The organism is Paracoccus sigandri, assembly GCF_003709565.1.
GTDB lineage: Bacteria > Pseudomonadota > Alphaproteobacteria > Rhodobacterales > Rhodobacteraceae > Paracoccus > Paracoccus siganidrum.
Window position 1 is genome coordinate 1 of sequence record NZ_QNRC01000103.1, and the last position, 1,265, is coordinate 1,265.

At 59.2% G+C, this 1,265-nt stretch carries 2 pseudogenes; one reads left to right on the forward strand and one right to left on the reverse strand.

Features of this window, described 5'->3' with window-relative positions:
• Nucleotides 1-126: 126 nt before the first annotated feature.
• Nucleotides 127-906 (forward strand): annotated as a pseudogene (locus tag C9E82_RS23920) (IS110 family RNA-guided transposase); the annotation flags it as partial.
• A gap of 233 nt (nt 907-1,139) precedes the next feature.
• Here the strand turns inward: C9E82_RS23920 and C9E82_RS23925 are convergent.
• A pseudogene (locus C9E82_RS23925) lies at nt 1,140-1,265 on the reverse strand (IS3 family transposase); the annotation flags it as partial.

Genomic DNA, 1,265 nt, shown 5'->3' on the forward strand with positions numbered 1-1,265 from the left:
GACTTGGCCGGCAATTTTGTATTGGAGGATTTGGGCTTCATCTTCGTTCCTTCGTCACTACGACGAAGCCCAAATCCTCCTTAAATCACAACCTCAAATCTGTGCCATGGGCGCTGACGGGGGACACTGACGCACTACCTGCCGCTCTACTTCCCCGAGGCCGAGCGGTTTCATCGAAGTTCTCGAACCGATTGGTTCCTGGCGTTCCTCGAGAAGTACCCGTCACCGGCGATGATCACGGCCATGAGCCAGGACGCTTTCATCGCAGATGCCTGGCAGGTAGTGGGCAAGAAGGTTTCCAAAGAACGCCTGCTTTCAGATATTTACGCGACGGCCGTCGACTCTGTCGGACTGCCGGTGGACCCGGATTCCGACGCCGTCCGCATGTTCCGTCTGGTCCTTGCCGAAGGCAGAAGTCTTGTCCGTCAGCGCAACGAGATCGAGGCGCGTGCGGTCGAGCTCCTCTCTGATCTGCCGGACTATCAGTTGCTGACAACGATCCCCGGCATCGGCCCGATCAATGCCATGACCATCCTGGCGGAGGCCGGCGACCTGCGCCGCTTTCGGCATCATCGGCAGTTCCTGAAGTTCTGCGGCATGGATCTCGCCACCGTGCAGTCCGGCATGTTCCGCGGTCAGAGCCGCATCTCGAAGTACGGCAATGCCCGGCTGCGCCGCACGCTCTGGATGGCAGGACAGACCGCCGTGCTAAAGCGAACCAACAGCTTCCGGGACAAGTTCGAACGCTACATCTCGAAGGACCGACACAACGCCCATCTGCGTCGCAAGGCCTACACCGCAATCGCGGCCAAGATGGCGCGCACCGTACACGCCGTGGTCAATCACGGCGAACCCTATCGCCCCTTCTTCGAGGGGGTGAGCCCAGGCGGAAGGACCTCTCTCTGACTGAGCCGTGGAGGCAGTCAATCTGACCTCGTAGATAATGTTCGGGCCTTCTGCTTGGGATTTGGGATCTCGTATTAAGGACGGTGAGGGCCGCCATCGCGCGTACCCTGTGTTTGCTATGGATGAGATCATTTCTTGACGGCAGAGCCCGTCTGGGCAACCTTATAAAGGTATCCGGACAGCCGGATGCCACTAGACCTGCTGACCTAAGCAGCCAGAATTTCCCGACATAGGCCGTTGTCGGAACGAACATGGCCGGGAACACCGCGCAGGATGAACAGATCGGACAGGACGTCGATGACGTCGGTGGAGTTGAGCTTGCGACCGATGCGGATCGCCAGACATTCCCGGGTGAACTC